The sequence below is a fragment of the Stenotrophomonas sp. 2YAF22 genome, from assembly GCF_052114665.1.
In the GTDB taxonomy this organism is placed as follows: Bacteria; Pseudomonadota; Gammaproteobacteria; order Xanthomonadales; family Xanthomonadaceae; genus Stenotrophomonas; species Stenotrophomonas indicatrix.
The window spans coordinates 1-4,020 of the sequence record NZ_JBFRFE010000401.1 but is presented as its reverse complement, the minus strand read 5'-3'; the positions used below and the strand labels follow the sequence as shown (position 1 = coordinate 4,020).

Genomic DNA, 4,020 nt, shown 5'->3' with positions numbered 1-4,020 from the left:
CGGGTACGCTTTGCGGCCACTGTGCGACGATGACCTGAGCTGGCTGCGCGAACTGTATGCCAGCACCCGCGCGGAGGAACTGGCGCCAGTGCCTTGGCCCGAAGCGAGCAAGCGCGCGTTTCTGGATAGCCAGTTCGCACTGCAGCACCAGCACTACCAGGCGCACTACAGCGACTCTGATTTCCTGGCCATCGAACGCCAYGGCGTAGTGGTGGGCCGTTACTACCTGCAGCGCAGTGCGCCGGATCACCTGATCGTCGATATCTGCTTGTTTCCCGGTGAGCGCGGTCACGGTGTGGCCGCGGCCCTGATTGCTCACAGCCAAGGCGAGGCCGCCGCGCTGGGTCGCGGCGTGACCCTGCACGTGCAGGCTGACAACGTCGCTGCGCAGCGCCTGTACCGGCGTGCGGGCTTTGCCCTGATCCACGACCAGGGCTCGCATCTGCTGCTGCGTTGGGCACCGGGCTGAGCCGGCGACACGCCGCCGCAAGCCTGGCCGCGGGCTCACATTCTCAGTTGAAGATCGCCTGATACAGGAATCCGGCCTGCTCACGCGCGACCGGCACCAGGAAAATCCCCACTTCACCGATGTCGGCATGGCGCATCAGATAGATCTGCTGCGGAAACAGGAAGGCCGAGCTGTTGCGGAACAGCAGCGAAAAAGGCGCCCGCGCCGCACTTGGCGGCAGTTGCGATGGATTCAGCGCCCGTGCCTCCACAAGCACGAATGGAATCTCGCCGTCGTTGATGACTGCCGAGAAGGTCTGATCAACGTGGCGGGCGAAATGATCGAGTGTCAGCAATTCCATGCAGGGTTCCCCTAAACCGAATCGCATCGTCGCCGCGCTGCACGCCCGATGCAAGTGTGCGGGCGGCCATGTTCCTGTTCGCCAGGGTTGAATGCGCGGACCATCAACACACGCCCGCAGCCGGTGACTGGTAGCCTGCGGCCGGGAAATGGGGCTCGCGACGCGCTGTGCACGTTGTTGAACCGTTCACTGCCCCAGCGCCAGGCGATGCATCCGGTCATCGGCTTGCGGCGTATGCCCTTATGCACGCAACGCTTCTTCCCTGCTGCTACGGATGCCCTGCATTCCCGCATGGCTGCAAGGTGGTGCAGTGACGGCAGCGAATGCTGCGCATTTCCCAGCCCGGTAGGGCGATCAACGAGGACACGAACATGCGTACCCAGATCCAGCGCCTGACCCTTGCCGCCACCGTCGCGGTTGCCTGCGCAACTGCCCCGGCCGCCTTTGCCGCCGACAACCCGATGATGGGTGGCGTGCCGATGTACGCGAACAAGACCATTGTCGAAAACGCCTCCACCGCCCAGAACCTGAGCACCCTGGTGACTGCGGTGAAGGCGGCCGGGCTCGTTGACACGCTCAGCGGCAAGGGTCCTTTCACCGTATTTGCTCCCGACAACCAGGCGTTCGCCAAGCTGCCCGCAGGCACCGTGGAAACGCTGCTGAAGCCGGAAAACAAGGCCAAGCTGACCCAGGTCCTGACCTATCACGTGGTACCGGGCACCTACACCTCCACCCAGCTGACCGCAGCAGCGCGCAGCCACGGTGGCAGCAGCACGCTGAAAACGGTGCAGGGTGAAGCGCTGACGGTGAAGCTGCAGGATGGCAAGGTCTGGGTGGTCGACGCCAAAGGCGGCAAGTCTGCAGTAACCACCGCCGACGTGAGGCAGTCCAATGGCGTGGTGCATGTGGTCGATTCGGTGCTGATGCCGAAGTAAGCCCAGGGCCGCAACATTGATGGCAGTGCGGGAGCGGCTGGTTTCACAGGCCAGCCGCTCACGATGCCGGCGCGGCATCGGCGTTGTGCCCGCCAGAATCCACCCGCGCCTGGGTTGCGCGACGATTCGGCCGCGATACGCGTCAGCAGCGGTCCGGGGATGCGCTGACACAGTCGTTGCTCAACAGCTGCTTGAATGAACCTGCTTGGTGGATGTTTCGTGGCACAGCAACGCGCGTCCGTTGCAGTTCTGCACGCTTGGGTACCGGTGATGGCTGACTACCATTTCATATAGTGCATCAGCGACGGCGATGGCGAAATGTCCTTCGGCGCAGGCGGCTTCGATGCAGGTGGCACGGCGGGTTGGGTCAGGTTGCAGGTCTTCTTGTGCCGATACATCGCCAGGATCGGCCGTATCGCAGCGATGCGATAGAACGGCAGGCATTCCTGTGGGTAGGCCGGTCCCATGTCATCGAACCAGATCGCAATGCGGCCGTCGCGCGTGCGTGCATTGGGCACATAGGTGTGGCCAGCCACGGTGTCTATCGTGACCTCCAACCTGGCGACCTTCATGCTGGATGTCAGCATTCCCATCTCCGAACCCGCGCGCAGTTCGGAGGTCGCCTGCACGCTAAAGGTATGCTGCCCCGGCGGCAGGTGGTAGCTGGGCGTGCGCAGTCCATTCACCGACGTACCATCGATGGTGAAGACATTCAGCGACAACTCGCGTTCGGGGTAGATTCCCTGCCCAGAGATGACCACCTGTTGTTCGGCCGGAAGCCGCGCGCTCCCCAACATTGCCGGATTCTTCAACGTGCAGCCGGTGGCACCGAAGACCATGATGGCTGCGGCCACGCACAGAGGAACGGTACGGCCTTGCTTGGCGTACATCATTCAAGTGATCCCAGGTTGTGCCCAGCGCTCCCCGCCAGGTCCGCGCCACTCTACCGCAGGCAATGGAAATGCGGCAGTGCTCTATGGCGCGACCAGCGTGGTCGATTCCGGGGCGGCAGCCGGTCCCGCCCAGCCCCCACCCAGCGCCAGGAACAGATCCACCTGACGGTCCCCCAGCTGCGCGCGCGATGCTGCCAGGGCAGACTCTGCATCGGCCAGCGCAGCCTCGGCAGACAGCACGTCGATGAAGTCGATCCTGCCGAACCGGTACAACTGCCCGGCCTGGTCGCTCGCATGTGCCGCGTCGTCGCGGGCGAGGGCAAGGCTGTGCTCGCGATCGATCTCCTGCGCGTAGGCCGACAGCGCGGTTTCGGTCTGCCGCAGCGCGTCCAGCACCACGCCATCGAACGATGCCAGCGTGGCATCGGCGTTGGCGCCGGCCGCATCGATCCGCGCCCGGGTTGCGCGGCGGTTCGGCCAGCGCCACGACAGCAGCGGTCCGAAGGACGCGCCGATGCTGTCGCTGCTCAGCAGCTGCTTGAATGAACCTGCCGTGCCGGCGGACGCGCCGATGCTCACCTGTGGGTACAGGGCTGCCGTTTCCACGCCGATCATCGCGGTGGCGGCCGCCAGGCTGCGCTCGGCCGCGTGGACATCTGGGCGGCGCTGGATCAGCTGGCCACCATCGCCGACCGGAACCGGTTGCTGCAGGCGCGGCGGTTGTTGGCAGTTGGCGACGTCCTGCGGATAGTCGGCTGGTACGCGTCCCATCAGCGCCGCCAGCGCGAACAGGGCCGCCTGCCGTTCGGCAACCAGATGCGGCACCGCCGCCGCACTGCGGTTGGCCGCCGCGCGCGCCCGGCTGACGTCGAATTCGGTTCCGCGTCCGCCGRCCGCCAAGCGGGTGGTGGCGTCCAACGTAGCGCGCTGCGTAGCGAGCACCCGCTGCGTCGCCGCCAAGGTGAGGTTGGTCGAACAGATGCCGACATAAGCGCGGGTGACGGCGGCGGCGGCGACCACCCGTACCTGGTCACGTGCTGCAGCGACAGCCTCTGCATCGGCGCTGGCAGCTTCGATACCACGGCGGATGCCACCTGCCAGATCCAGTGGGTAGGCCAGGTGGATGCCGAGCGCATACACCTGCGGTGGTGAGGTGGGCGAGGTATATCCCCCGGCATGGGCCAGTGTGGCCGATGCATCTGCGTCGGTGCTTGCCGAGCGCTCGGCCCGGTACTGCAGCACCATCGCCGTGGCGCGGCGCAGGTTGGCATCGGCCGCGCGCAGATCGGTGTTGGCTCGCAGTGCTTCGCTGACATAGGCATCGAGTCGTGGATCGTCGTACAGCTGCCACCAGCGGTCCGGCAGCTCGGCCTGTGCGTAGGC

Annotated in this window: 5 protein-coding genes; 2 read left to right on the top strand and 3 right to left on the bottom strand. The window is 65.6% G+C overall.

Annotated features, from left to right (window positions below; translation table 11 throughout):
* Positions 1 to 469, top strand: a 469-nt coding sequence (locus AB4Y84_RS15305; protein ID WP_442250382.1) for a GNAT family N-acetyltransferase, incomplete at its 5' end; no start/stop codon positions are given.
* Positions 470 to 512: 43 nt separating this feature from the next.
* On the opposite strand, the gene AB4Y84_RS15300 is transcribed toward AB4Y84_RS15305, so the two are convergent.
* Positions 513 to 809 carry a DUF6916 family protein gene (locus tag AB4Y84_RS15300; protein ID WP_025874322.1) on the bottom strand — a complete coding sequence of 99 codons (297 nt, stop codon included), beginning with the start codon at positions 807 to 809 and terminating at the stop codon, positions 513 to 515.
* Between the two features lie 371 nt (positions 810 to 1,180).
* On the opposite strand from AB4Y84_RS15300, the gene AB4Y84_RS15295 reads away from it, so the two are divergent.
* Positions 1,181 to 1,744 (top strand): fasciclin domain-containing protein, encoded by a 564-nt coding sequence (locus tag AB4Y84_RS15295; RefSeq protein ID WP_442244862.1) that lies wholly within the window; start codon positions 1,181 to 1,183, stop codon positions 1,742 to 1,744.
* 278 nt (positions 1,745 to 2,022) lie between these two features.
* Here the strand turns inward: AB4Y84_RS15295 and AB4Y84_RS15290 are convergent, their stop codons facing one another.
* Both AB4Y84_RS15290 and AB4Y84_RS15285 read right to left on the bottom strand, forming a co-directional pair.
* Positions 2,023 to 2,637 (bottom strand): hypothetical protein, encoded by a 615-nt coding sequence (locus AB4Y84_RS15290; RefSeq protein WP_442244861.1) that lies wholly within the window; start codon positions 2,635 to 2,637, stop codon positions 2,023 to 2,025.
* 81 nt (positions 2,638 to 2,718) lie between these two features.
* On the bottom strand, positions 2,719 to 4,020 hold a 1,302-nt coding region (locus AB4Y84_RS15285; protein ID WP_442250381.1), incomplete at its 5' end, for an efflux transporter outer membrane subunit.